This window comes from Bifidobacterium parmae (assembly GCF_002860365.1).
In the GTDB taxonomy this organism is placed as follows: Bacteria; Actinomycetota; Actinomycetes; order Actinomycetales; family Bifidobacteriaceae; genus Bifidobacterium; species Bifidobacterium parmae.
Map to the genome: position 1 here is coordinate 37,073 of NZ_NMWT01000013.1, position 25,234 is coordinate 62,306.

The window sequence follows — 25,234 nt, forward strand, 5'->3', positions numbered from 1 at the left end:
CACGGATCAGGAGCGTTGCTTCTTGGCCGCGTCGAGCAGCGACTGGTAGTCGGCCTGCGTGTTCTCGACCACGTCGTCGCTCGGAGCGAGATCGGCCAGGCCGTACTTGTCGAGCAGCTTCTTCCACGTGCCGTCCTGGTTGAGGTGGAGCATCGCCTTGCGCACCACCGGCCCCAGCTCGGAGCCCTTGTTCACCATGAAGCCGTTGAGTTCCACGATGTCGCTGTTCGGCTTGGACAGTTGGATCTGCGGATCCTGCTTCGCGTAATAGCGGGAGGCGCCCATCGACAGGTAGACGGCGTCCACGCGGTTGGACTTGAGGGCGAGCAGCATGTTGGAGATGCCCTTGAAGGAGCTGACCTTCAGTTCCTTCTTGCCTTCCTCCTTGCACTTGGCGGCCTGCGCCTTGGCCTTCTCCTCGTGGGTGGAGCCGGAGTCCACGCCGATGGTGATGCCGCACACGTCGTCCAGCGTCTTGCCGGCCTGGTCGGAACCCTTGTTCACCACCAGGGAGGACGGCTCGCCGTACAGCACGTCGATGAAGTCGACCACCTCGCGGCGTTCCGCGGTGTCCGTGGTGATGTTGGTGACCAGATCGTAGCGGTTCGCCTGCAGACCGGGGATGAGCTGGGAGAAGTCAGCTCCCTGCCCCTTCACCTTGACGCCCAGCACCTCGCCGATCAGGTTCGCCGCGTCCACGTTGAGGCCCTGGTCCTTGCCGTCCTCGCCCACGACGCCGTACGGCAGTCCCGCGGTGTTCTGGTATCCGATGGAGATCTCGCCCTTGTCCTTGATTTCCTGCGGCAGCGCGTCGTGCAGCTCCTTGACCTCGCTGGCGCTGATGGTCTCCTGCTTGATGCCGGAATCAGACGAGGCGGAAGAGCCGTCGCCGGAGGAGGCGGAACCGCAGGCGGCCAGGGAGACGGCCATGACGGCCGCGATCAGACCGGAGCAGACGCTCTTCACCGAATTCGATACCATGATGTGTTCCTCACTGCGTGGGACGCGCGCACGCGCGTCAAACGGTTTTCGCAACAATTGACGGCACACAACCTAGCATCGGAACGACGCGGGGACAACGGGATTTCTCCAAAAGGAGTCGGCACCACCGGGCCGTGCGATGAACGGTCCACGCCATCGGAAGGCATGGCCGCGGAAGGAAACCGCGTCATTGCACCGTTGCACCGGGACAACGGGCTATGCGGCAGCGTCAGATTCTCACTTCAATTGAGAACGCCCTATAAGACCAATCGAATCGAGATATTCCACATGGCAAGACGCATGATCCGCGAATACGGCACGAATGTGCTCCGAGCAAACCAGGTTTGGTCACCGTTCCCGTCCAGACAAACGAAAAGGCCCGCCGGAGCGGGCCTTTCGACAAGTCCAACCTAAGAGCAGAATCTCAACACAACATCATCGTTGCAACGGTAAGTCTTTCCAATGCCCGTCCAACGTATCAGTCCTCGTGACCATTACTCTTTGTGGGCTCTGCTCTGTTCGGTTTTCCTTGTAGCTCATAATTTAGGCGCATCGGCCGGCACGTGCAACTCGGGAGCAGGCCTTGTTCGTTTCTTTGCGCAATTGGTCGTTCGCACACCGGAACCGCACCGGATTGGCACGTCCTGTGCGCTTAGGAACGTTTGCATGTGCCGTCGTGTGCGATTCGGACAGCGTGGCGGCGTGTCGCCTGATTGTGGATAACCATCACCCGCGATTGTGGACAACCTCGCCGTTTTCGCCGGAAATTGTGGACGAGCTTCCCCGACACGCCGCACTCCGGTAGGCTCTGTCCACATTGCCCGTACAGGTTGTGCCCCGATGCCGCGTCCCGGTTCAATCGAACCATGAGCACGCGAACCATGACCATGCACCCGTCGCCGGAGGCGCCTCCTCCTCCGGCGATCGCGCGTGTCGCCACCTCGGCCCACCGCCCGAAGCCGCGACACCACCTGTCCCCCGCGCCGGCCGGCGCGCCACCGGTGCCGGCGCCGGTCCCGTCACGTCGCATGCCGCCGGCATCGCCCCCGTTGCCGGCGCGACTCCCGGCACCCGCACCGTCGCGTTCCCGAACGCAGGTCGTCACCGTGCCCGCACGACCCGTGAACGGCACCGCCGAGCCGCATGACCCACCGCTTGAGCCATCGCATGCGGCCCGGCGGGCGGTTCCATGTGCGGCACGGTCACGGACGATGCCGCGACGGTACGCTCCCACACGTTCGGATCCCCGCGCGGAGGCGCCGTCGCGACCTCAGCCCGGCGGCAGCGCCCCCGCCAATCTCGTCGTGTTCTCCGCACCCAGCGGCGGCATCGGCACGAGCACGCTCATGGCGCTCACCGGGTTGGCGTTGTCCTCCCGGGACGTCGGCTGCGCGTTGCTCGACGCGGATCTGGACGGCGGCGGGCTCGATGTGCTCCTCGGCATCGAGCACGAGCCGGGCCTCACCCTGCAGGACCTCGATGCGCCGCTCGGCCATATCGAGGGCGAGGCCTTGAACCGCGAGACCCCCGGGTGGGAGGGCATGCGCGTGCTCGCCCACACGCCGTGGCGCGGCGCGAATCCGGAATGGTGGGAGTTGGAGGCGGCGGCGGACGCGTTGGCCGAGGCGAACGACATCGTGCTGGTGGATGCGGGGCGAGGCGCGGTCATCGCCCGCATGCCCCGGTTCGCCGTCGCCCGGCAGGTCATGGTCGTGGACTTGTCCGTGCTCGGCATGGCGCGCGCGAAATCGCATGCCATGCTGCTCGATCGGCTGCGCGACGCCGCGGAAACCGGCGCGAGCATCCGATCCAAGCGGGTGGAACGGCCCGATGCGACGGATGCTTCCACGGAGTCTCCGATCGTCGTCGGCGTCGAACCGCGTGGCGTGTCACGACGGCAATCCGCCTCATCGGTCGCGGTGGAGGAGGCCGTCGCCTATCTCGGCGAAGACGTGCTCGGTCCGGTCCGATGCGCCCCGTCGCTGTGCGCGGACATGCTCGCCGGATTGGGCATCCGCGCCGTACCGAAACGCAACCGCCGCGTGGTCGACGCGTTGGCCGACGGGATTCTCGCCGCGGCGGGAATCCGCGCGCCGGGCGGGAAACGGAGGCCGTCATGAACGGAAACGGCATGACGGACGGTACGGCGATCGCGTTCGGTCCGCTCGACGCCATCGTGCGCGACCCGCAGGTCACCGACGTGGCGGTGACCTGCGACGGACGCGTCTGGGCGGACGACGGGAACGGCATGCGCGAGCGCCGTCCGCGCATACCGTTCCGGGATCCGCGGACCGTGCGCGACTATGCGGTCCGCTTGTGCGCGCAGCTCGGCCGTCGCCTCGACGACGCGCGCCCCATCGCCGACGCCTCCAGCGGCGACGGCATCCGCGTGCATGCGGTGATCGCCCCGATCGTGCCATATGGCGCCTCCCTGTCGATCCGTCTGCCGGACCGTACCACCGCCACGTTGCCGGACCTGTGCCGACGCGGGCTGTTCCCGGCATCGTGGCTGCCCGTGCTGCGCGGTCTGGTCGCGCGACGCGCCACGCTGCTCGTCACCGGCGGCACGGGCGCCGGCAAGACGACGCTGCTCAAGGCGCTGCTTGCCGAATGCGCGTCTACGGAGCGCGTCGTCACCGTGGAGGAGGTGCGCGAGCTGGGCGTGCTGCCGATCGACGACCACGTGTCGATGATCACGCGCGAGGCGAACGTGGAGGGCGCCGGCGCGGTCGGATTGCCGGAACTGGTGAAAGCGACGCTGCGCATGCGCCCCGACCGCGTGGTGTTGGGCGAATGTCGCGGCGAGGAGGTCGCCGACCTGCTGCGCGCCTACAATTCCGGCCATCATGGCGGCATGACGACGTTGCATGCGGACGGCGTCGCGCGCGTGCCGTCACGGCTGGTCGCGCTCGGCCTGCTCGCCGGTCTCGCCCCCGCGGCGACGGCCATGCTCGTCCGGGACGCGTTCGACGCGGTCCTCCACCTGGAACGTGCCGGCGGGCGGCGGCACATCGCGCAGATCGGGCTGATGGGAGTCTCGCCTGACGCCATTGCAGGCGGGGCGGCGGATGGGACACCCGGCGTTCTCTCGGATGGGATGGCGGCCGGCATGGCGCGTGGCGACGGCGTGCTGGCCGGACTGCCGTTGGCCGTATGGACGGGTTCGGGGCAACCGTCGTATGCGCCGCATTGGCCCCGCTTCGCAGACCGATGGAGGCTGACATGAGCATCACATGGAACACCATCGGCCCGCTCATCGCGACGATCGCGGCATGCGCGGTCATCGCGGTCATCATGCCGGTCGTCAGGCCCGCCGCGATACGACTCGTCATGCGCGTCTTCAGGGCGGAAGGCGCGCATGGCACGAGACATGACGGCGCACGCGGCGGCGTCCGTGACAGAGCATCCGCCGGCACGTCCGCCGACCGCCGGGGCCACGGTGCACCGGTCTCCCCCGTCGCGCGTCTGCCGCCGCGCATCGGCATCGACGCGACAATCGCCGCGGTCATCGCACGCGTGAAAGGCGGGGGCGACGCCGCCGAGGCGTTCGAGGAGCAGGGCGGCGTACGGTTCGCGACGCCGCGCGTGACCGCCGCGCGCGCCGCGAACGTGCTGCGCATGCGCGCCAAAGCCGACGAGACCGAGGCGGATGTCGCGACGGCCGCGCGACATCTCGCCGCCGCATGCCGATTGAGCGAGCACACGGGATGCGAGCTGTCGCACTGTCTGGAGGCAGTGGCCGACGACCAGCGTCGGGCGCGTCGGGCCGCCGAGCTGAAACGGCAGACGTTCGCGATGCCGAAGGCGACGATACGGCTGCTTTCCGCGCTGCCGGCCGTGACTGTGGCGCTCGGCGAGCTGCTGGGGGCGAGGCCGGTCGCGTTCCTGTTCGAGGAGCCACAGGGGCTGCTGTGCCTGGGATTGGGCGGATTGTGGTATGCGGCGGGTCTGGTGTGGACGCGCAGGCTGTTGGCGACGTTCGACGGCGCGGGCGGCGGGGACGCGGGCGGATCACGGGACGCCGACCTGCCGATCACGCTCGCCATGCTCCACGCCTCGCTCAGGCAGGGCGCGTCCATTCCCGGGGCGTTGATCGCCGTGGGAGAGGCGCTCGACGGGGAGAACCGTGACGGGCGGATACGGTGGGACCCGCATGCCGGAGTGGGTTCCCCGATCCGGCATGTACCGTCCGCCGGATTCCGGAGATCCCCGTCCACCGGATTCCGGGAAGAACGACCTACGCAGGAACTGCCCGCACACCTGCAATCAGCCGGTCATGCGCTTACGCGCGGCGCGACCTGGCATGAGGCGTGGGGCGGCGCCGACGCGGGTGACGCAGCGCTCGAATCGATCCGCGACTGTCTCGGCGCGGCGTGGGCGCACGGCGTCTCGCCGACGGCGCGGCTGGAGCTCGCCATCGAGCGGTACGGACGCGACGAGACGGCGGCCATCGAGCAGGCGGCCGCCGGTCTTTCGGTGCGTCTGCTCGCGCCCACCGGATTGTGCTTCCTGCCCGCGTTCGTGCTCATCGGCGTGCTGCCGGCGATCGTCTCGTTCGCGATGTGAACGCGCGCCCGCCGGCCGCGCGGCCGCGCGTTACCGCTCACAGCACCGCCGCCCGCCCACCGGGCCACGCCCAAAATGTGAACTCGCGTTGAACTTTGGCGCGTATACCCGCAAGCCAACCGTTTCAAGGCATAGGATGACAAACATGGCACAGATTTTTGACGCACCATCGAAAGCGATCCTGCGAAGCCAAATCGCAGAGCACATCGCCGAAACCGACAAGAACGATCGGCGCGAGACCCTTGAAGGCGAGGCCCCGCTGCCGACCGACCGCTTCTTCGACCGCGAGCTGAGCTGGCTCAAGTTCAACAAGCGCGTCCTCGAACTCGCCGAAGACAAGGACCAGCCGCTGCTGGAGCGCACCAGCTTCGCGGCGATCTTCGCCAACAACCTCGACGAGTTCTTCATGGTCCGTGTGGCCGGCCTCAAGCGCCGCATCGACTCCGGCATCGCCGTGCCCTCCGCCGCCGGTCTGAGCCCGCGCCAGCTGCTGCGCTCGATCAGCGAGCAGGCGCACGCGCTGCAGAACGAGCACGCCCACTACGTGATCGACGAGCTGTTCCCGGCCCTCGCCGAACAGCACATCGTGCTGCTCAGCTGGGACAAGCTCACCACCGCCGAGCAGGAGCGCCTGTCGCGCTACTACCGCCAGCAGGTGTTCCCCGTGCTCACCCCGCTCGCCGTGGACCCGGCCCACCCGTTCCCGTACATCTCCGGCGGCTCCATCAACCTCGCCGTGATCGTCGAGAACCCGGCCTCCGGCAAGTCCCACTTCGCGCGCGTGAAGATCCCGGGCAACCTCAACCGTCTCGTGCCGGTCGACGACATGACCGACGAGGAGTCCAAGGAGGAGCGCTACGGGTTCATCACGATGGAGAACCTCATCATCGCCCACCTGGAATCCCTGTTCCCGGGCATGATTATCAAGGAGGCCCGCTCCTTCCGCGTCACCCGCAACGAGGACATCGACGTCGAAGAGGACGACGCCGAGAACCTGCTCAACGCGATGGAGAAGGAGCTGCTCCGCCGTCGCTTCGGACCGCCGATCCGCCTCGAGATTTCCGACCAGACCAGCCCGTTCCTCTCCCAGCTGCTCGCCGACCAGCTCGGCGTCACGCCGGAGGAGGTGTACCGTCTGCCGGCCCCGCTCGACATGACCGTGCTGTTCGAGCTCGGCGGCATCGACCGTCCGGATCTCAAGAACCGCCCGTTCATCCCGACCACGAACCGTCAGATCGCCGAGGTCGAGTCGAGCCGCGCGCAGGACATCTTCGCCGCGATCCGCGAGCGCGACATCCTGCTGCACCACCCCTACGACTCGTTCTCCACGTCCGTCCAGGCGTTTCTGGCGCAGGCTGCTGCGGATCCTAAGGTTCTGGCCATCAAGCAGACGCTCTACCGCACCAGCTCCAACTCGCCGATCATCGACGCGCTGATCGACGCGGCGCACGCCGGCAAGCAGGTGCTGGCGCTGGTCGAGATCAAGGCCCGCTTCGACGAGGACGCGAACATCGCGTGGGCGCGCAAGCTGGAGCGCGCCGGCGTGCATGTCGTGTACGGCATCGTGGGGCTCAAGACCCACTGCAAGCTCATCGAGGTGGTGCGTCAGGAGGCCGACGGCCTGCGTCGCTACTGCCATGTGGGCACCGGCAACTACAACCCGAAGACGGCCCGCATCTACACCGATCTGGGTCTGCTCACCTGCGACCCGGTGGTCGGCCAGGATCTCACCCGCCTGTTCAACCAGCTGTCCGGTTACGCGCCGAAGTCGAGCTTCCATCGTCTGCTCGTCGCGCCTCGCACCATCCGCACCGGCCTGATCCAGCGCATCCGCCGCGAGGAGGACGCCGCCCGCGCCGGCAAGGAGGCGTGGATCAAGATCAAGGTCAACTCCGTGGTGGATGAGAAGACGATCGACGCCCTGTACCGCGCCTCGCAGGCGGGCGTGAAGATCGACATCGTCGAGCGCGGCATCTGCTCGCTCAAGCCCGGCGTGCCCGGCCTGTCCGAGAACATCCGCGTGCGTTCGATCCTCGGCCGCTTCCTCGAACACAGCCGCATCTACGCGTTCTGCAACGCGGACGGCCCGCAGATCGGCGAAGGCCCGCTGTCCGGCCCGGAGGTGTGGATCGGTTCCGCCGATCTGATGCACCGCAACCTCGACCGTCGTGTCGAGGCGCTGGTGCGCATCACCGCGCCCGAGCAGATTCAGGAGCTGCTGGACTACATCGACCTGCAGATGGCCGATTCCACCTCCAGCTGGCATATGCTGCCGGATGGCTCCTACGAGCGTCACGCGAAGGACGAGGAGGGGCGCCCGCTGGTGGACTGCCAGGAGTACCTGATCCGCAAGCACACGCGTCGCCGCGGCAACCACAGCTGACGATGCACCGAGGTGGCGGGCCCCTACGCGGGGCTTGCCGCCCGGCGTTCGCATGCCGGTCGCGTCGGTGGAACCTTTGGCCACCGGCGCGGTGGATCGCCTTGAAACGGCGTATGATGGAACCCGGAATTTGTGAACGTTAACGCAAGCGAAGGCCGACCCGCAACGGGTCGGCCTTCGTCGTTGCAGCGGAAAAACTACGTAGAGACCTACGCGAGCCCCCGCACGCAACCCTGCGTACAATCGAAGGGTGAACAAGAAAATGAGCAAGATCGTGGAAGCGGCAGGAGGCATCCTCTACCGACGTCGCCGGCTCCCTGACGACGTTGCGCGACGACGCGCCGACGAAGGCTCCTCCGTGATCACGACCGCGGCCGCAACCGACGCCGCGGCATCCGCACCAACCGCAACGACCGCGGCCGCCGCAGGCATCGCCACGGGCACCGCAGCGTCACCCGCAACCGCCGTCTTCGGCACCCCGCGGTTCGACGACATCGAAGTCTGTCTCGTGCACCGCCCGAAATACGACGACTGGAGCTGGCCGAAAGGCAAGGTCGACCCGAACGAATCGCATATGCACGCCGCCGTGCGCGAGATCGGCGAAGAGACCGGCCTGCCCGTCGCGCTCGGCCCGTACCTCGGCGACATCGAATACCCGCAGTCCGAAGAGGGCAGCAAACAGCGCCACACGAAGAACTACGCGCCCAACGTGAACACGAAGCACATCCGCTTCTGGATGGCCACCGCCATCTCCCCCGTCGACAAGCTCAAGCGCACCGCCGCGCTCGGCCCCGTGCACCGCGCCGACGTGGGCGAGATCGACGACGTGATCTGGCTCACCCCGGACAAGGCGCGCAAGAAGCTCACCCATTCCACGGACAAGGAGATTCTCGCCCTGTTCATCGACCGCCTCCAGGAGGGCGCGGCCGACGCGGTGCCGGTCATCCTCGTGCGCCACGGCAAGGCCGAGGCCCGCAAATCCTGGAAGGGCACGGACGCGAATCGTCCGATCACGCCGCGCGGAGCCGCCGCCGCGTTCGCCCTGAGCCACGAGCTCGCCTGCTTCAACCCGGTGCGCCTCGCCACCTCCCCGTGGATCCGCTGCATGGAGACGCTGGAGACGTTCTCCTGGCAGACCGGACGCGACATGGTCAAGCTCGACCCGCTCACCGAGGACGCGTTCGCCGCGGACCCGCAGGCCGCATGGGAGTGCTTCGCATCGGAGATCGAATACGCGCTCAAGCATCGCAGCCCGGCCGCGATCTGCATGCACCGGCCGGTGATCGGTGGTATATTCGACCATCTGCGCGCCCTGTGCGTCTCCGATTCGCTCGCGAAGCGTCTGATCGCCAAGTCGCCCTACATGCCCACCGGCAGCGCGCTCGCGCTGTTCGCCGTCGCCACGCCGAAGGGCCCCCGCATCATCGATATCCAGAAGGTCAATCCGCTTGTCTACTAGATCCGTCAACCACGCCGCCGCAGGAACCGGCAACACGGGCAACGGCTCCGTGCTCGCCTCCCGCTCCGGCTTCGTGCCCACGCCCGGCTCCGCGCCGCGCCCGTCGCGTCCCGGCCAGCTCGCCCCCGCCCTGCTCGAGCAGATGGCGGGCGGCAACGATCCGGGCGTCGTCAACGAGATCGCCCACTCCTCCGCCTCCGCCCTGCTCGACCGCGTGCGCCACAGCGAGGATCCGGCGGTCGTCGCGCGCGTGCTCACCGTCGTCGAACGCGAAGGCGTGGACGACATCGCCGAACTGTGGAGCTCCTCGCCGGCGGACACGCTGCCCGGCGTGCTGTGGCGCCTCTACATGCTGCGCACGTGGATGCGCACGCACCGCGACGCGATCGCGCGGCTGTGGCGCGTCGGCGAGCCGGTCGCAACGTCCGCCTCCGCGATCGCCGGTGTCGATCAGGCGCCCACCGAGGACGACATCGCGCGTCTCGCCGATTCGATCCTGTCCGGCGCGTTCACCGGCGATTTCGCCGTGGCGATGGAACGCGCGGCCGCGTTCACCGACGTGGTGGCGTTGGGATTGCGCATCGAGGCGAAGCATCTCGCCGAACAGGCCGCCACGCTGGGCGCCAAATCGAACGCCGACAAGGCGGCGCGGCTCATGCACACGGCCGCGAACCTGTTCGTCACCGCCAAGGACTTCCACCACGCCGCGAACCTCTGGCGTCGCGGCAAACTGGAATAACGCAACCGCGAACGGTCGGAAGACGTCGGAGACTCCGGCGCGGAACAGCGGCGACATCGAAAAGAACCCGGACAGACCCGGATAAGAGCAAAGAAAAAGCGCCGAACCGTGAAAGCGCCTGTCGGCGCAAGGGCCGCTCGCGGCGGCAAAAAATGGAGCCCGGGGCTTAAGCACGGCCCGACGCGGATAACAGTATAACCGTCTCCGTCCCCGTGCCACGCCGCGAACGCGAAATCGGCCATCGCACGACGCCCACGCACATGAGGCCTCGCGGCCATATTCGGGCGATTGCAAGCCCGCAACCAGGCCGGTAAAAGCTACACTGGGGTTATGTCCGAGACTGTGAACGAATTCGAGTTCGAGCGGAGGTTCTTCTGCAGGGAGTTGCCACCCGAATACGATGACGGCGATACGCCCGCCCTCATCGTGCAAAGCTATTTCGTCTACGAGGACAATTACGCGTTGCGCGTGCGGTTGAAGACACGGCGCGTGGCGCTCGACATGACGCCCGATCTCGACCCGCGCGAGGTGCTCGAAGAGCATTGCGACGATTTCACGCGCGCCTACGTCACCGTTAAGGGCCCGTCCGTGGGCGGCACGCGCTACGAGGCGGAACGGGAGATCGATACGCGCATCGCCGTCGAACTGGTGCGCCGCGGAGGCAAGCCGATCATCAAGAACCGCTACTCCGTTTGGATCGCGGAGGACGGCTGGAGCGTGGACGTGTTCGGCGGGGCGAACGCGCCGCTCATCGTCGCCGAAGCGGAACGCGCCACCCCGGTCACGAACCTCACGATCCCGAAATTCTGCGTCACCGAGATCACCGACCAGCCGCGGTTCAACAACGATGGTCTGGCGGGCCGGCCGTTCGGCGAGTGGAAGGACGATTTCGAACGCGAACTCGCCGCCACCGGCCCCCAATTCCAACAGTTCTTCGGCAAGAACAAGATGGAGTGAATCAGTACATGAGCGTGGCGAGGCGACGGCGGGCGGCCTTGAGGCGCGCGTCGGTCGGCTCGGGAATCGCGAAGTATTCGAGCAGACGCTTGCGCACCGGCTCGATGTCGGCCTTGTGACCGGCGGCCACGAAGTCGAGCAGACGGTCGAACGCATCCTGGATCTGTCCGCCGATCATGTCGATGTCGGCGACGGCGAGCTGCGCCTCCACGTCATCCGGCGCGGCCGCCGCGGCTGCGCGCACCTCGCGCACGTCGGCGTCGGCCGAACGGGCGAGCAGCAGCGCCTTGGCGCGTTCGCGCGCGGCGAGCGCATCGTTCGGATCGGATTCAAGCACCCTGCCGTATGCGGCGGCGGCGCCCGCATAGTCGCCGGCCTGCGCCAGCTGATGCGCCTCCTGATGCTCCGGCGGCACGACGGCGGCCGCCGCGGCGCCGGCACCGTCCGTGCCGGCGGCTCCCGCGCCGTCCGAGGACGGATCGCCCGAGTACGGCGCGGTGCCGGTCACACCGGCCTGCTGCGCCATCGCGACGATCTTCGGCAGCACCTGCTCCTTAATCTGGGTGAGCTCGTCGTCGGAGGGCAGGCCCTGCAGCAGCGGCATCGGACGGCCGCCGATCAGGGCGAACAGGGCGGGCGCGCCCTGCACCTGCAGCGCCTGGGCGATCGACGGGTTCTCGTTGATGTCGATGCGGGAGAGCTGGATCTGGCCGTTCATCGCGTTCACCGCGTCGGCGAGCGCACGCGCCATCGGGAAGAGACGGTCGTCGGTGGGAATCCACAGGAGCAGCAGGATCGGGAACGTGGCGGAGGTCTGCACCATCGCCTGGAACGTACCTTCGGTCGTGTCGATCACGTAGCCGCCGGCCGCGGGCGCGCCGCCCGCCTGTCCGGGCTCGGCCTTCACCTGATGCGCGAGCGCCTCGAGATCGACGGCCCCCGCCAGCGAGACCCCGGGATTGAACTTCGGCTGATCGGCCATGCCACGCCTCCAATGTGATTGTGCAACGTCATTCCAACATACAAAAGATGCCGTCACTCATCTTAGTGACGGCATCCCCGATTCGCCTACAGCGTTCCCTACAGCGCTTCGACCTTGACCGGCTGGCGTTCGGCGCCGACGGCGGTGATCTTCGCGGCGGCGCCGGTGGATCCGGCCGGCGGGATGTACATGGCGATCACGTTCACGTAGGTGACCTTCATCGTGCTCGTGGCCTTGCCGTCGCCGAACAGCGCCTTCTCGGCGTCGGAGGCGGGAAGCGATTCGCGTCCCTCGCCCGCCTGCCGCGTCCATGTGGAGTCGATGCGCGCGACGACCAGGTCGCCGCCATCCGTGGACCGCATGATCTTCAGCTGGTCCTTGGCGACGGTGAACTCCTGCTCCTGCGTGCCCTTGTTCGCCTCCATGCCCTGCTGCACGGTCGCGTCCAGCTTCTGGAGGTCGGAGCGGAACAGGTCGTCGGCGAACTTGTCCTTGTACTTGCTGGAGTCACCATTGTTGAGCAGGTCGGCGTACCAGGCCACCGCGTCCGCCGGCGTGGCGACGAGCTTCGCATCCTTCGCGGTGCCCATCTCGGTGCCGAGCTTCGGCACTTCGAACTTCGGCAGCTTCGCACCCTGGAACAGTCGGGCCACGCCCCACAGCTTGTAGTTCTGGCGGGCGGAATCCTGCGTCATGACGAGCAGTCGCTTCGACTGCTGGTCCTCGGTGGTCGTGGTGATCGTGAACACGGTACGCGGCCAACCGTCGTCGACGGGGATGACGGTCTGCGTGATGTCGCGCGGAATCGCCGCCTTCGCGTCGAGCGTGCCGGTGGCCTGCGCGATGGCGAGCTCGCTGGCCCGCACTTCGAGCTGCGGTCCGGTCAACCGCGCGTCGAGGCCGTCGGTGCTTTTCGACTGGTTCGCCGCGTCGATCAGGTCGAGGATCTGTCCGCGGATCTTCTTCTCCTGCGCGACGGTCAGGTCGGGCGTGCGGTCCGCGGATTCCGCGGTCGAGGTCTTCGGCACCTGGCCTTCGCACGCGGCGAGGGAGACGAGCATGCCGGCGGACAGGACGAGCGCCGTAAGTTTCGCGGCGATGGTTCCCCTACGTGTCATCGGTCCTCCTCGTTCGTATCGTTCGTGGTTCCGTCGACGGCGGTCGTGTCGCCGTCGCCGACCTCCTGCGCGAGACGCGCGAAATACGCCTGCAGTTCGTCCGGTGAGATCACGGACGTCGCCTCGTCGTTGACGTTCGTCTGCGGTGTCGCGGCCGGTTCCGGCGCGACGGCCGCGCCGGCGGCGCCAGTCGCGCCCGCGGCGTCGGCGACGAGATTGCGCGACGACGGGTCGACGACGACCGGCGACTCCACCTTGATCGGCTCCATCGTGCCCGTATCCGTGCCGACGGCGTGGCGACGGCGACGACCGCGCCCACCGCGCTTCGACTTCGGCTCGTAGCTCGGGCTGATGCCGAAGCTGCCGGCGACGGCGGCGCCGAACGACACCTCCTCCTCGGGTTCGACCGGAGCGCTTTCGACGTGGCGCTTGCGACGCTTGTGCGGCGGCATCGCGAAGACGGTGGCGGTGAACACGGCGAGCACGACGAGCAGTCCGCCGACGAAGTACAACGGCGTCGCATAGTCGGGCAGCGTCTGGCGCGTCCACGTGAACGACACGTCGGCGGCGCCGCTCTTCTCGCCGAGGTCGACGATCGCGACGTCGGTCGACGTGCGCGACGTCGCCTTCATCGCGACCTCGCCCTTGCCGCATTTGACGGAACGCCACATGTCGGAGTCCTTGAACGCGACATCCGCGGACGCTCCGGCGGCGTCGGACGAATCACCGGAGGCGGCGCCAGAAGCGCCCTCGTCCTGGCCGCCGGACGCCTTCTGCGTCGACAGCGTCGACCAGTCGGACAGTCCGGTCAGCCGCGTGTACGACGAACCGGACAGCCAGCCGGACGCATCCTTCGACGACGTGACGGCGATGCACACGTCACCACTGCCGCCCGCGTCCACGTTCATCTCCACGGTGCTGTCGACCAGCCCCAACACGTTCGGGTCGGTGACGAGGTAGCGCGAGCCGTTCACCTTCGCATCGGCGGTGATGATGCGGCTCGGCTGCCAGATCGTGGCGTTCAGCACGCCGACGACGATCGCCGCGACGGCCAGCAGGCCGACGAGCGGCGTGACGACACCGCGCATGATTGTGGCGCGGCGACGGTCGCGCGGGCTACGGCCGCCGTTGCCGCCGGCACCGTCCGCGCGCTCGCTTTCGTTCTTGGATTCCTCAACACTCATAATGACCACCATTCTACAATCCGGGCCTGAAAGCCCGGTGGGAGCGGCGGCAAAATCGCGGTTGGCGGCTAGGGTGGTGCCCATGCGCAACACTTCCCATTCCGTTATCCGCACCGCACTGGCCGCCGTCTGCTCGCTGGCCATGTGCGCGACGCTCGCCGCATGCGGCGGCTCGAACTCCGACGCGAAGGACTCCTCGAAGTCCTCCGATTCCTCCAGCTCCTCGTCGACGAAGATGGACCAGATCGCGGGCGTGACCGCGACCGGCGACCTCGGCTCGAAGCCGACCCTCAAGTTCAAGACGCCGATGACCGTGCAGAACAACACGTATGCGGTCGTGCAGCAGGGCAACGGCGAAACCATCGAGAAGGGCGACCGCGTGTGCGCCCAGGGCATCGCGGTCAACGCGAAGGACGGCTCCGAGCTGATGAGCTCGTGGGAGAAGAACACGCCCGACTGCTCGATCCAGCTGTCCGACTCGAACCTCAAGCAGATTCCGCCGTACACGAAGATGGTGGGTCTGAAGCTCAACTCGACGATCGTGTTCGGCGTCAACGACTCGAACAGCTCCGGCACGTCCTACCTGCTCGCCTACACGCTCGTCTCCCGCTCCAAGGACCTGACCAAGGCCACCGGCGACGTCGTGACCGACGTGCCCGCGAACCTGCCGAAGGTGACGCGTGCGAAGAACGGCAAGCCGTCCATCGACATGAACGGTCAGGGGTCGACGGACCAGCTCATCGTGCAGACGCTCGTCAAGGGCAAGGGCAAGGAGCTTACTGAGAACAACACCGCCGTGGTCAAGTACACGGGCTGGCTGACCGACGGCACGCAGTTCGACTCCTCGTGGACGAAGAACACGACGCTCGACGCGGACCTGTACAGCGATTCGACGAACGGCCAGCATCAGGTGATCACCGGCTGGCAGGAGGGCCTGCGCGGCCAGACCGTCGGCTCGCAGGTGCTGCTCATCATCCCGCCGGACAAGGCGTACGGTTCGACCGCCCAGGGTTCGATCCCGGCGAATTCGACCCTCGTCTTCGTCATCGACATCCTCGGCGCCTACTGATCGGCGGATAACAAGTCACGAAGCCCCCTCACAGAGGGGGCTTCGCATTGTGGCCGCTTCGTGACGCGCGCGGCCATAATGCGCACCGAAGGAAGGCGTGCGAAGGCACGTCGACCGGGGAGCAACGCCGCCGACACGCCATCACGGCATGGTCAGAACAGTCGTAGCGAGTCGTCCTCGGTTCCCTTCATCTCCTCGTAGTCGAGGATCAGGCAGCGGAAGCCGCGGTCCTCGGCGAGGACGCGTGCCTGCGGGGTGATGGTCTGCGCGGCGAAGATGCCGTGCACGGGGGCGAGCAGCGGGTCGCGGTTCAGCAGTTCGCAGTAGCGGGTGAGCTGTTCGACGCCGTCGATGCCGCCGTGGCGTTTGATTTCGATGGCGACGTGCTCGCCGTCCGCGTTCAACGCCATGATGTCGACCGGACCGATGGCGGTCGGGTATTCGCGGCGCACGAGTTTCGCGCCTTCGCCGATGCGGTGGATCTGTTCGGCGAGATACTGCTGCAGGTGGTCTTCGACGCCGTCCTTGACGAGACCGGGGTCGACGCCCAGATCGTAGCTTTCGTCCGAATACACGTGGTACAGCGTGACTTCCAGAATGTCCGACGACTTGTCGGCCGTGACGCGCAGCACCTTCTGCGGCACGGGTCCGTCGTGCTCTTCGCCCGCGGTATCGTCGGCTCTCCCCGCAGTATCGCCGTCATCCCCCGCGATGTCACCGCCCGTCATCTCGGATGCCGTGACCCCGCCCGTTCCCGTAACGAATTCGTCAACGTCGCTTTCCTTCGCATCCGTCTCCCCTGTCTTCGGGACGATCTCACGGATCGTGCAGGGGGCGCTCATCCAGTTCAACGGCTTGTACGAGCCGAGTTCGGAGAAGATCAGCAGGCTGTTGTCCGCCTTGATGAGCAGGACGCGCCTGGCGAACGGCAGAGATGCGTTGAGTCGTCCGGAGTATTCCGCCGAGCAATCGGCCACAAGAATGCGCATAACGGCTCACTGTACCGCATCCTCCCCACTCCGTCACTCCCGTCACATCGCATCCCCGTCGCATCCGTCGTATCCCGATTCCTAGCCGGTGCTCCCCATCGGCGCAAGAAAACCCGGAACTGTGGGGCTTCACCCGGGAATCCTTGCACTCACCGATTCTCAGCGCAATCATTCCCGGAAAACAACCGCATCGTCCGGGATACGTTGCGCTGAGAGACCGTCAGCGCAAGGAATCCCGGACGACAAGGATTATTCCCGGGATTTCTCGCGCCGAGTCGGAACACGAAAAGGCCGACAAACGAAAAGCCCCCTCACGTGGGTGAGGGGGCTTGGCGCCGCCACCGCCGAATCAGCGGAGGCGAATGATCTCCGAAATCACTGCTCGGGACCGGAGTACTGCACGTCGTGGCCGCGTTCGACCGCGACGGTCAGCTTGTTCGAGTCGAAGGAGATGAATCCGTCGGTCACCTCGAACGTGTGACGGGCATCGTCGGGCTCGACCACAGTGAGCGTACCCTGCTTGATGACCGTGAGCACCGGCTCATGGTTCGGCAGGATGCCCATGCCGCCTTCGGAGGCGGGGATGGTCACGCTTTTCGCCTCGCCGTGCCACACGGGGTGGTCGGCCGCGACGATGTTCACCTTCATCGTGGTCTTTTCCGATCCTGCCATCACGCACCCAGTTCCTTCTGCATGTTGTGCCACTTCTCCTCGAGGTCGTCGATGCCGCCGATGCCGGAGAACGCCTGCTCCGGGACGTCGTCGTACACGCCGTCGCAGATGCGGGTGAAGGCCTCGATGGTCTCGTCGGCCGGCACGTAGGAGCCCGGGCGACCGGTGAACTTCTCGGCCACGTAGAAGTTCTGGCCGAGGAACTGCTCGATGCGGCGGGCGCGGTTGACGGTGGTCTTGTCCTCTTCGGAGAGCTCGTCGATACCGATCAGGGCGATGATGTCCTGCAGCTCCTTGTTACGCTGCAGGATCGCCTTGACGCGGTTGGCGCACTCGTAGTGCTTCTGGCCGACGTAGCGCGGATCGAGGATTCGCGACGTGGAGCTCAGCGGGTCCACGGCCGGGTAGATGCCCTTCGAGGCGATGTCGCGGGAAAGCTCGGTCGTCGCGTCGAGGTGGGCGAAGGTCGTGGCCGGAGCCGGGTCGGTGTAATCATCGGCCGGCACGTAGATGGCCTGCAGCGAGGTGATGGAGTGGCCTCGCGTCGAGGTGATGCGCTCCTGGAGCGCGCCCATCTCGTCGGCCAGGTTCGGCTGGTAGCCCACGGCGGAAGGCATACGGCCCAGCAGCGTGGACACCTCGGAACCGGCCTGCGTGAAGCGGAAGATGTTGTCGATGAACAGCAGCACGTCCTGGTTCTGCACGTCGCGGAAGTACTCGGCCATGGTCAGTGCGGTCAGCGGCACGCGCAGACGGGTGCCCGGCTGCTCGTCCATCTGGCCGAAGACCAGGGCGGTCTTCTCGAGAACGCCGGCCTCGTCCATCTCGCCGATCAGATCGTTGCCCTCACGGGTGCGCTCGCCGACGCCGGCGAACACGGAGACGCCGCCGTGGTTCTGCGCCACGCGCTGGATCATCTCCTGGATGAGGACGGTCTTGCCGACGCCTGCGCCGCCGAACAGACCGATCTTGCCGCCCTGCACGTACGGGGTCAGGAGGTCGATGACCTTGATGCCGGTCTCGAACATCTGGGTCTTGGACTCCAGCTGGTCGAACGCCGGCGGGTTGCGGTGGATCGGCCAACGCTCGGTCACGGTGATGGTCTCGTCCGGCTTCTTGTTGAGCACGTTGCCCGCGACGTCGAAGACGTGGCCCTTGGTCACGTCGCCGACCGGCACGGAGATCGGCGCGCCCGTGTCGAACACGGAGGCGCCGCGCACCAGGCCGTCGGTCGGCTTCAACGCGACGCAGCGCACGGTGGAGTCGCCGAGGTGCTGTTCGACCTCGAGGGTGATCGTGGTCGACTTGGCCTCGCCTTCCTCCTTGGCGCCCGTGTTGACGATCGTCACCTTGAGGGCGTTGTAGATGTCGGGCAGATGGCCCACCGGGAACTCAACGTCGATGACCGAACCCTGGACTCGGGTGACGCGTCCGTGAATCGGCTCGCCGTTGCTCTCGGAAGCCACAGTGGTCTGATTCTCAGCCATAGTGCGTTCCTACTCTTCCTTTGTATTCAGCGCGTCGGCGCTGCCGATGATCTCGGTAAGTTCCTGCGTGATCGAGGCCTGGCGCGAGGCGTTGAGCTTGCGCGTGAGGTCGTCGATCAGATTGCGTGCGTTGTCCGTGGCCGTGTGCATGGCGTTCTGGCGGCTCGCCGTCTCGGAGGCGGCGGCGGTCAGCAGGCACTCGTGGATGCGGGACTGGATGTACTTCGGCAGAATCGCATCCAGCACCTCGTCCAGGCTCGGCTCGAAGGCGTACAGCGGCGAGACGTCGTCCGAATCGGAGGACTCCTCCTCGGACGCGCGCGCCGTCGGCGCGCCCACGATCTCGACGGGCAGCACGCGCAGCACGCGCACCTTCTGGACCACCATGTTGATGAACTCGGTGTAGACGATGTAGAGTTCGGAGACTCCGCCCTGGTCCGCCGGCTTCATATAGGCGTCCATCAGGGCGTTGGAGATCGTCTCAGCGATTTCCACGCCGGGCTGGTCGGTGTCGCCCTCCCATGTGGCCGCGACGTCGCGGTTGCGGTACTTGTAGTACGTCGAACCGCGACGCCCGTACACGAACAGCTCCGGCTTCTTGCCGGCATCCTCGAGACGAGCCAGCAGCGACTCGGTCTCGCGGATGATCGAAGAGGTGTACGGGCCGGCCATGCCACGATCCGAGGTGAGGGCGAGAACGGCCACGCGCGGGTTGTTCTCGTCCTTCACCGCGATCGGATGCGTGATATGGGTGTGTGCCACCAACGCTTGCACGGCATCGAAAATCGCATCGGTGTACGGCTTCGCGTTCAAGGCGACGTCACGGGCCTTGGCGATGTGCGAAGACGCGATCATCTCCTGGGCGTTGAAGATCTTCTCCAACGACTCGGTGGAGTGGATGCGTGATTTCAATGCGAGTTGCGAGCCCATGGCTTACTTCTCTCCCGCCACGATCTTTTCCTGCTCGACCGGGGCGGCCTGGGACACGTCCGGCTTCTTGTCGACCAGCGGCTTGCCGGTGGACGACACGAAGGTCGCACGGAACGCATCGACGGCCTTGGCCAGCTCCGCCTCGGTGTCGGCGGTGAAGTCCTCGGTCTCGCGGATGGTCTTGAGGATGTCGGTGTTGTGATCGAGGTAGTCCAGCAGACCCTGCTCGAAGGGCAGCACGTCCTTGAGCTCGAGGTCGTCGAGCTTGCCGTGGGTGCCGGTCCAGACGGACACGACCTCCTGCTCCATCGAGTACGGATGGAACTGCGGCTGCTTCAACAGCTCGGTCAGGTGGGCGCCACGGGTCAGCTGGGCCTTGGACGCCGCATCCAGATCGGACGCGAACATGGCGAAGGATTCCAGCGAACGGTACTGCGCCAGGGAGATCTTCAGCGTGCCGGAGACCTTCTTGAGAGCCTTGGTCTGCGCGGCGCCGCCGACTCGGGAGACCGAGATGCCGACGTCCACGGCGGGACGCTGGTTGGCGTTGAACAGATCGGACTGGAGGAAGATCTGACCGTCGGTGATGGAGATCACGTTGGTCGGGATGTAGGCGGACACGTCGTTCGCCTTCGTCTCGACGATCGGCAGACCCGTCATCGAGCCGCCGCCGAGGTCGTCGGAGACCTTCGCGCAGCGTTCGAGCAGACGGGAGTGCAGGTAGAAGACATCACCCGGGTAGGCCTCGCGCCCCGGCGGGCGACGGAGCAGCAGGGAGATCGATCGGTACGCCTCGGCCTGCTTCGACAGGTCGTCGAAGACGATGAGGACGTGCTTGCCGTTGTACATCCAGTGCTGGCCGATGGCCGAGCCGGTGTACGGGGCGATGTACTTGAAGCCTGCGGAATCGGAGGCCGGGGAGGCCACGATGGTGGTGTACTCCATGGCGCCCGCGTCTTCGAGGCTCTGCTTCACGGAGGCGATGGTGGAGCCCTTCTGGCCGACCGCGACGTAGATGCAGCGCACCTGCTTCTTCGGATCGCCGGATTCCCAGTTCGCCTTCTGGTTGATGATGGTATCGATCGCGATGGCGGTCTTGCCGGTCTGGCGGTCGCCGATGATGAGCTGGCGCTGGCCGCGGCCGATCGGCGTCATCGCGTCGATGGCCTTGAGGCCGGTGGACAGCGGCTCGTCGACCGGGTGGCGGTGCATCACGTCCGGAGCCTGGGCTTCGAGGATGCGGCGGCCTTCGCTCTTGATCTCGCCGAGGCCGTCGATCGGCTTGCCCAGCGGGTCCACGACGCGGCCGAGGTAGCCGTCGCCGACGGGCACGGAGAGCACTTCGCCGGTGCGGCGCACTTCCTGGCCTTCCTCGATTCCAGCGAAATCGCCGAGGATAACCACGCCGATCTCACGGGCGTCAAGGTTGAACGCCAGGCCGAGCGTGCCGTCTTCGAACGTCAGCAGCTCATTGGCCATGCAACCAGGCAACCCCGTCACGTGCGCGATGCCGTCACCGGCCGTGGCGACATAGCCCACTTCCTGGGTGGGGGTGTCGCTCGGCTGGTAGGACGACACGAAGTCGTCCAAGGCCTTGCGTACCGAGGCGGGATCGATGGTCAGTTCTGCCATGATCACTCCTTCATTTGGTTCATTGTTCAGTGCAAGTCTTTGCTTGTGTGTTCAGCCGCGCGGCGCTTGCGGAGGGGATTCCCTCCCCGGCGCGCACGGGCCTGTCAGTTCGTGCCGGCCTTCACCGTGCGGTGGAGATGCTCGAGCTGCGCGACCACGGTGTTGTCCGTGACCTCGTCGCCGACCTGGATGCGCATGCCGCCCAGCACGGACGGGTCGACCACGGCGTTGATGTGCACCGGGCGTCCGACCTTCGCCGTGTAGATCTTCGTCAGTCGCTGGATCTGCTCCTTCGTCAGCGGGGTGGCGGTGGTCACCGTGACCATCGACTCGCCCATGTGGCGGGAGAACTTGTTGATCAGCCACTGGATGGTCTCCAGGTAGCGGCGGCGGCGCAGGTTGCACGTGGCGTGCTCGGCGAGGCGCATCGTGACCTTGTTGAGGCCCTTGCCGCCGAACAGCTGGCGGAACAGCGCGACGCGCGCCTGGCTCGTGGCCTGGTCGTCGTACAGCTTGGCGCGCACGACCGGGAGGGTCAGCAGCGCCGAGTTCAGCTGCGACAGCTCGATGGACACCTTGAGCGTCGCTCCGGTGGCGTCCGCGTAGTACATCATCGCGTCGACGCCGAAGTCCTCGACGGCATTCGCGATGTGGCGGGCCTTGCTCCACGTGCGGCCGACCAGATCGGTCAGGATCTCCATCGTCATCGGATGCACGCGGTCGCCGACGATCTCCCTGAGCACGGCCACCTTGTCGGCGACCGGGCGGGACGGGTCGGTCAGCGCGCGTTCGAGCGCGATGTTGTCATCCAGCACACGGGTGATCGTGAACAGTTCGTTGCCGATCCGCCACGCGTCCTCACGGGTGTCGCGCAGCTTCGGGGCCAGCGAATCACGCGACTCGCGGTCTGCAATACGAGATGCCTCTCCTCGCATGGTCACCTCCCTTTCTCGTTGCGGATGTTCACTTCTTGGCGTCCAGATCGTCGAGCATCGAATCGATCATCGACGACTGCACGTCCCTGTCCTCGAGCTTGGCGCCGAGGATCTTGCCGGCCAGCGCGGTGGCGAGCGTGCCGACCTCCCCCTTGAGGGAGACGAGGGCCTGCTGCTGCTGCGATTCGAGGGAACGCTGGGCGTTGGCGGTGATCTGCGCCGCATCGGCCTCGGCGCGGGTGCGCGCGTCGGCGACGATGTGGGAGGCTTCCGCACGCGCGTCGTCGCGGATCTTCGCGGCCTCGACGCGGGCCTCGCTCATCTGGGCCTCGTACTTGGCCTTGGCGGCGTTGGCGTCCTTCTGGGCCTGCTCGGCCTTGGCGATGCCGCCTTCGATCTTGGCGGCGCGCTCATCGAACACGGCCTGGAACTTCGGCAGGAAGAACTTGTAGAAGAATACGGCGACGATGACGAGGATGATCAGCGACCACACCACGTCGTAGGTTTCCGGCAGGAACAGCGAGACACCGCTTGCTGCTTCAGTCACCATAACGTCTTCCTCCTTTCATGTCCTTGGGATTCGTTTCGGATGGGCTTTCGATCACTGGAAGATGAAGGCGGCGACGAAGCCGAGCAGCGCCAGCACCTCGACGAACGCCAGACCAAGGAACATCAGCGTCTGCAGGCGGCCGCCGAGCTCGGGCTGGCGGGCCGTGCTCTCGATGGTCTTGCCGATCAGGATGCCCAGACCGATGCCGGGGCCGATGGCCGCGAGGCCGTAGCCGACGACGTTCAGGTTGCCCGCAACCGCAGCGAGGGTAACGATATCCATGGTTGTTTCCTTTCTGGTTATTGCCGTGATAGCAACAGTTTCTAACCCTAGGTCAGTCGGCCTCGGGGAAGCTCATATTGATGTACGCGGTCGTCAGGATCGCGAAGATGTACGCCTGCAGGCAGGCGACCAGCGCCTCGAACAGGAACATGAACATGCCGGCGGCGAACGTGATCACGCCGAACGGCGCCATCGCCTTGTTGGCGATGTCGATGAGGAAGAACTGGGTGGCCGACAGGCACAGGCCGAGGATGAGGTGGCCGGAGACCATGTTGGCGAAGAGTCGGATCGTCAGCGAGAACGGACGGATGACGAGCAGCTCGAGCAGCTGGATCGGCGACAGCAGGATGTAGATCGGCGCGGGCACGCCCTTCGGGAAGAGCTCGTCGCGCAGGAAGTGGCCGAGGCCCTTCTCGCGGATGCCGGCGATCCAGTACTGGCAGAAGCACCACATGGCGAACACCAGCGGCAGCGTGATCGTCGCGGATGCGGCGATGTTGAAGCCGGGGATGATGCCGCACAGGTTGAACACGAGCAGCGTGCAGAACACGGTGGTGATCATTGGCACGTAGCGCTTGCCGCGCAGTTCGCCCATCACCTGATAGACGATCTGGTCGCGCACGAACTCGATGAGCCATTCGACCGCGCCCTGCCAGCGTCCCGGGATCAGCTTCACGCGGTGCGCGGTGACGCCGAGCACGATCAGCATGATGATGGTCGCGAGAATGCGGACAAGGATGATTCGGTTGATGGCGAACGGGGTTCCCTGGAACAGCAGTTCCGGAGGGAGAAAATCGTCGATGCTCGGATACTCCGGTTGCGTGGCGCTCGCCAACGTCAGCGAGCTGAGTGCAGCACCAATCATTCGCGCCTCCTGCTTCTTCTAGTCAGGTGTCAGTTTAAACCAACTGGGTCGGCGAATGTGACGTGTCGGTAACTTTCGTCTTCCGTCTTCCCTCATTGCGGGGAGGCGGCGATTCGATGACGACTCGGACCGGCACGTGACCCCGAATGACTGAAAGGTGATTATTGGCCGGTCTTGGGACAAATCCAAATGGCCGATTCCCCGGCGTGTTGTCGCATTACATCGTTGGAACGAAACGGTTTTCCGGCTTTTCCCGGCGATTCGCGGAACGCAATCTGTGACCATATTGTGACCATTGCCACGGTCCACATAGTGGTCACATCCCAGTCCGCAACACGGACGGTCCCGGCGCCCCGCGCGGGGCGCGTCAGCCCCGGATCACGCCGTAGCCGTCGTGCGCGAACGGCGCGAACCCGTCCTTGCGCGGCCCTCCCGGCTCATGCCGGATCGACCGGTCCGTGCCGAGACGCTTCTCGGCGCGTAGCTCCGGCACCTCCGTCAGGTCGTACGGCGTGGTCTGGTACACCCAGTTGAGCCAGTTGCGCCACAGCAGGTTCGCGTGCGCGCGCCACGCGAACAACGGTTCGATCGACGGGTCGTCGTGCGGGAAGTAGTTCTTCGGGAACGGCACGTTGCTCATGCCCTTCGCCATGTCACGCTCGTACTCCTCGGCGAGCGTGTACTTGCCGTACTCCCAATGCCCGAGCGCGAACACCTCGGAGAAGTCGCGCGTGGCGATGAGTCCCGGCCCCGACTCCGGCCCCCACGTGAGGATCTGCAGATCCAGGTTGGCGCGCACGTCGCGCTCGTCCACGCCGGCGAGGCGCGAGTGCGGCTGCAGCGCGATCTCGTCGAAGCCGTTCGTCAGGAAGCAGTATTCGTCCTGCAGATACTGCGGGAACACGCCGAACACCTTCTCGGCGTAGTCGACCTTGCGCACGCCGTAGCGCCGGTACAGCGCGCCCATCGCGCCCCAGCACAGGTACATCGTGGAGAACACGTGCGTGGACGCCCAGTCGAGGATCGTCTTGAACTCCTCCCAGTAGTCCACCTCCTCGAACGGCATGTGCTCGACCGGCGCGCCGGTGACGACGAAGCCGTCGTAGTAGTTGTCGGCGAACGCGTCGAGGTTCTCGTAGAACTTGAGCAGATGGTCGGCGGAGACGTGCGTGGACTCGTGCGTCGAGGTCTTCATGAAGTCGACCTCGACCTGCAGCGGCGACTTCGAGATAAGGCGCAGCAGCTGGGTCTCCGTCTCGATCTTCTTGGGCATGAGATTCAGGATCACCAGCTTGAGCGGGCGGACGCGCTGACGCTCCGCCTCGGGCTTCTCGAGCGCGAAGATGCGCTCCGAGTCGAGGATGGCTCTGGCCGGAAGGCCGCTGGGAATCTTGATAGGCATGTCTTCATTATGGCCGCAATGCGGATTTGCCGCACGCCGCCGCCTCCCCCGC

The 25,234-nt window shown here is 66.2% G+C and carries 22 protein-coding genes; 8 read left to right on the plus strand and 14 right to left on the minus strand.

What is annotated here, in order from left to right; genetic code table 11:
- Positions 1-6: 6 nt before the first annotated feature.
- Positions 7-981 (minus strand): transporter substrate-binding domain-containing protein, encoded by a 975-nt coding sequence (locus Uis4E_RS05640; RefSeq protein ID WP_101622237.1) that lies wholly within the window; start codon positions 979-981, stop codon positions 7-9.
- Between the two features lie 1,211 nt (positions 982-2,192).
- Here Uis4E_RS05640 and Uis4E_RS05645 point away from each other — a divergent pair.
- The 7 genes from Uis4E_RS05645 (at position 2,193) to Uis4E_RS05675 (ending at position 11,085) form a co-directional block, all read left to right on the plus strand.
- Positions 2,193-3,101 (plus strand): CpaE-like family protein, encoded by a 909-nt coding sequence (locus tag Uis4E_RS05645; protein ID WP_243394364.1) that lies wholly within the window; start codon positions 2,193-2,195, stop codon positions 3,099-3,101.
- Positions 3,102-3,112: 11 nt separating this feature from the next.
- Positions 3,113-4,207, plus strand: coding sequence for a TadA family conjugal transfer-associated ATPase (locus tag Uis4E_RS05650; protein WP_165784865.1), 1,095 nt, complete (start codon positions 3,113-3,115; stop codon positions 4,205-4,207).
- On the plus strand, positions 4,204-5,547 hold the full coding sequence (locus Uis4E_RS05655; RefSeq protein ID WP_101622240.1) for a hypothetical protein: 1,344 nt from the start codon (positions 4,204-4,206) through the stop codon (positions 5,545-5,547). Before Uis4E_RS05650 ends, Uis4E_RS05655 begins: the two co-directional genes overlap by 4 nt.
- A 145-nt stretch (positions 5,548-5,692) precedes the next feature.
- A complete protein-coding gene (locus tag Uis4E_RS05660) occupies positions 5,693-7,930 on the plus strand; it encodes an RNA degradosome polyphosphate kinase (RefSeq protein ID WP_101622241.1) in 2,238 nt (745 codons plus the stop codon).
- Positions 7,931-8,204: 274 nt separating this feature from the next.
- On the plus strand, positions 8,205-9,389 hold the full coding sequence (locus Uis4E_RS05665; RefSeq protein WP_423734918.1) for an NUDIX hydrolase: 1,185 nt from the start codon (positions 8,205-8,207) through the stop codon (positions 9,387-9,389).
- A gap of 142 nt (positions 9,390-9,531) precedes the next feature.
- Positions 9,532-10,128, plus strand: coding sequence for a hypothetical protein (locus tag Uis4E_RS05670; RefSeq protein WP_243394372.1), 597 nt, complete (start codon positions 9,532-9,534; stop codon positions 10,126-10,128).
- A gap of 330 nt (positions 10,129-10,458) precedes the next feature.
- Positions 10,459-11,085, plus strand: coding sequence for a CYTH domain-containing protein (locus tag Uis4E_RS05675; RefSeq protein WP_101622244.1), 627 nt, complete (start codon positions 10,459-10,461; stop codon positions 11,083-11,085).
- A 1-nt stretch (position 11,086) separates the two neighbouring features.
- Here Uis4E_RS05675 and Uis4E_RS05680 read toward each other — a convergent pair whose 3' ends face one another.
- From Uis4E_RS05680 to Uis4E_RS05690, 3 genes are all read right to left on the minus strand, one after another.
- Positions 11,087-12,067 (minus strand): co-chaperone YbbN, encoded by a 981-nt coding sequence (locus Uis4E_RS05680; protein WP_101622245.1) that lies wholly within the window; start codon positions 12,065-12,067, stop codon positions 11,087-11,089.
- A 98-nt stretch (positions 12,068-12,165) separates the two neighbouring features.
- On the minus strand, positions 12,166-13,185 hold the full coding sequence (locus tag Uis4E_RS05685; RefSeq protein WP_101622246.1) for a DUF8094 domain-containing protein: 1,020 nt from the start codon (positions 13,183-13,185) through the stop codon (positions 12,166-12,168).
- Entirely contained in the window at positions 13,182-14,369 is a 1,188-nt protein-coding gene (locus tag Uis4E_RS05690) for a hypothetical protein (RefSeq protein ID WP_243394366.1), read from the minus strand. The genes Uis4E_RS05685 and Uis4E_RS05690 overlap by 4 nt, the downstream gene beginning before the upstream one ends.
- An 82-nt stretch (positions 14,370-14,451) precedes the next feature.
- Between Uis4E_RS05690 and Uis4E_RS05695 the strand changes: the two genes are divergently transcribed.
- A complete protein-coding gene (locus Uis4E_RS05695) occupies positions 14,452-15,438 on the plus strand; it encodes an FKBP-type peptidyl-prolyl cis-trans isomerase (RefSeq protein WP_101622247.1) in 987 nt (328 codons plus the stop codon).
- A gap of 152 nt (positions 15,439-15,590) precedes the next feature.
- Here Uis4E_RS05695 and nucS read toward each other — a convergent pair whose 3' ends face one another.
- From nucS to Uis4E_RS05745, 10 genes are all read right to left on the minus strand, one after another.
- Complete coding sequence (gene nucS, locus Uis4E_RS05700; protein WP_101622248.1) at positions 15,591-16,427, minus strand: endonuclease NucS; 837 nt, start codon at positions 16,425-16,427, stop codon at positions 15,591-15,593.
- Positions 16,428-16,802: 375 nt separating this feature from the next.
- Entirely contained in the window at positions 16,803-17,099 is a 297-nt protein-coding gene (locus Uis4E_RS05705) for a F0F1 ATP synthase subunit epsilon (RefSeq protein ID WP_034528884.1), read from the minus strand.
- Positions 17,099-18,586, minus strand: a complete 1,488-nt coding sequence (gene atpD, locus Uis4E_RS05710; protein ID WP_101622249.1) for a F0F1 ATP synthase subunit beta — start codon at positions 18,584-18,586, stop codon at positions 17,099-17,101. The genes Uis4E_RS05705 and atpD overlap by 1 nt, the downstream gene beginning before the upstream one ends.
- Positions 18,587-18,595: 9 nt before the next feature.
- Positions 18,596-19,516: a F0F1 ATP synthase subunit gamma gene (locus tag Uis4E_RS05715; protein WP_101622250.1), complete on the minus strand. Its 921-nt coding sequence runs from the start codon at positions 19,514-19,516 to the stop codon at positions 18,596-18,598.
- Positions 19,517-19,519: 3 nt separating this feature from the next.
- Entirely contained in the window at positions 19,520-21,148 is a 1,629-nt protein-coding gene (gene atpA / locus Uis4E_RS05720) for a F0F1 ATP synthase subunit alpha (protein WP_101622251.1), read from the minus strand.
- A 104-nt stretch (positions 21,149-21,252) separates the two neighbouring features.
- On the minus strand, positions 21,253-22,083 hold the full coding sequence (locus Uis4E_RS05725; protein WP_101622252.1) for a F0F1 ATP synthase subunit delta: 831 nt from the start codon (positions 22,081-22,083) through the stop codon (positions 21,253-21,255).
- A 28-nt stretch (positions 22,084-22,111) separates the two neighbouring features.
- Positions 22,112-22,630: a F0F1 ATP synthase subunit B gene (locus Uis4E_RS05730; RefSeq protein ID WP_207764552.1), complete on the minus strand. Its 519-nt coding sequence runs from the start codon at positions 22,628-22,630 to the stop codon at positions 22,112-22,114.
- A 54-nt stretch (positions 22,631-22,684) separates the two neighbouring features.
- Entirely contained in the window at positions 22,685-22,915 is a 231-nt protein-coding gene (gene atpE / locus Uis4E_RS05735) for an ATP synthase F0 subunit C (protein ID WP_034528870.1), read from the minus strand.
- Positions 22,916-22,967: 52 nt separating this feature from the next.
- Positions 22,968-23,780 (minus strand): F0F1 ATP synthase subunit A, encoded by an 813-nt coding sequence (atpB, locus tag Uis4E_RS05740; protein ID WP_101622254.1) that lies wholly within the window; start codon positions 23,778-23,780, stop codon positions 22,968-22,970.
- Between the two features lie 367 nt (positions 23,781-24,147).
- Complete coding sequence (locus Uis4E_RS05745; RefSeq protein WP_101622255.1) at positions 24,148-25,182, minus strand: homoserine O-succinyltransferase; 1,035 nt, start codon at positions 25,180-25,182, stop codon at positions 24,148-24,150.
- Positions 25,183-25,234: the final 52 nt, after the last annotated feature.

Coding starts and splice junctions, on each gene's coding strand:
- Uis4E_RS05640 (WP_101622237.1), bottom strand. CDS start 981: ATGGTATCGAATTCGGTGAAGAGCGTCTGCTCCGGTCTGATCGCGGCC.
- Uis4E_RS05645 (WP_243394364.1), top strand. CDS start 2,193: ATGCCGCGACGGTACGCTCCCACACGTTCGGATCCCCGCGCGGAGGCG.
- Uis4E_RS05650 (WP_165784865.1), top strand. CDS start 3,113: ATGACGGACGGTACGGCGATCGCGTTCGGTCCGCTCGACGCCATCGTG.
- Uis4E_RS05655 (WP_101622240.1), top strand. CDS start 4,204: ATGAGCATCACATGGAACACCATCGGCCCGCTCATCGCGACGATCGCG.
- Uis4E_RS05660 (WP_101622241.1), top strand. CDS start 5,693: ATGGCACAGATTTTTGACGCACCATCGAAAGCGATCCTGCGAAGCCAA.
- Uis4E_RS05670 (WP_243394372.1), top strand. CDS start 9,532: ATGGCGGGCGGCAACGATCCGGGCGTCGTCAACGAGATCGCCCACTCC.
- Uis4E_RS05675 (WP_101622244.1), top strand. CDS start 10,459: ATGTCCGAGACTGTGAACGAATTCGAGTTCGAGCGGAGGTTCTTCTGC.
- Uis4E_RS05680 (WP_101622245.1), bottom strand. CDS start 12,067: ATGGCCGATCAGCCGAAGTTCAATCCCGGGGTCTCGCTGGCGGGGGCC.
- Uis4E_RS05685 (WP_101622246.1), bottom strand. CDS start 13,185: ATGACACGTAGGGGAACCATCGCCGCGAAACTTACGGCGCTCGTCCTG.
- Uis4E_RS05690 (WP_243394366.1), bottom strand. CDS start 14,369: ATGAGTGTTGAGGAATCCAAGAACGAAAGCGAGCGCGCGGACGGTGCC.
- Uis4E_RS05695 (WP_101622247.1), top strand. CDS start 14,452: ATGCGCAACACTTCCCATTCCGTTATCCGCACCGCACTGGCCGCCGTC.
- nucS (WP_101622248.1), bottom strand. CDS start 16,427: ATGCGCATTCTTGTGGCCGATTGCTCGGCGGAATACTCCGGACGACTC.
- Uis4E_RS05705 (WP_034528884.1), bottom strand. CDS start 17,099: ATGGCAGGATCGGAAAAGACCACGATGAAGGTGAACATCGTCGCGGCC.
- atpD (WP_101622249.1), bottom strand. CDS start 18,586: ATGGCTGAGAATCAGACCACTGTGGCTTCCGAGAGCAACGGCGAGCCG.
- Uis4E_RS05715 (WP_101622250.1), bottom strand. CDS start 19,516: ATGGGCTCGCAACTCGCATTGAAATCACGCATCCACTCCACCGAGTCG.
- atpA (WP_101622251.1), bottom strand. CDS start 21,148: ATGGCAGAACTGACCATCGATCCCGCCTCGGTACGCAAGGCCTTGGAC.
- Uis4E_RS05725 (WP_101622252.1), bottom strand. CDS start 22,083: ATGCGAGGAGAGGCATCTCGTATTGCAGACCGCGAGTCGCGTGATTCG.
- atpE (WP_034528870.1), bottom strand. CDS start 22,915: ATGGATATCGTTACCCTCGCTGCGGTTGCGGGCAACCTGAACGTCGTC.
- atpB (WP_101622254.1), bottom strand. CDS start 23,780: ATGATTGGTGCTGCACTCAGCTCGCTGACGTTGGCGAGCGCCACGCAA.
- Uis4E_RS05745 (WP_101622255.1), bottom strand. CDS start 25,182: ATGCCTATCAAGATTCCCAGCGGCCTTCCGGCCAGAGCCATCCTCGAC.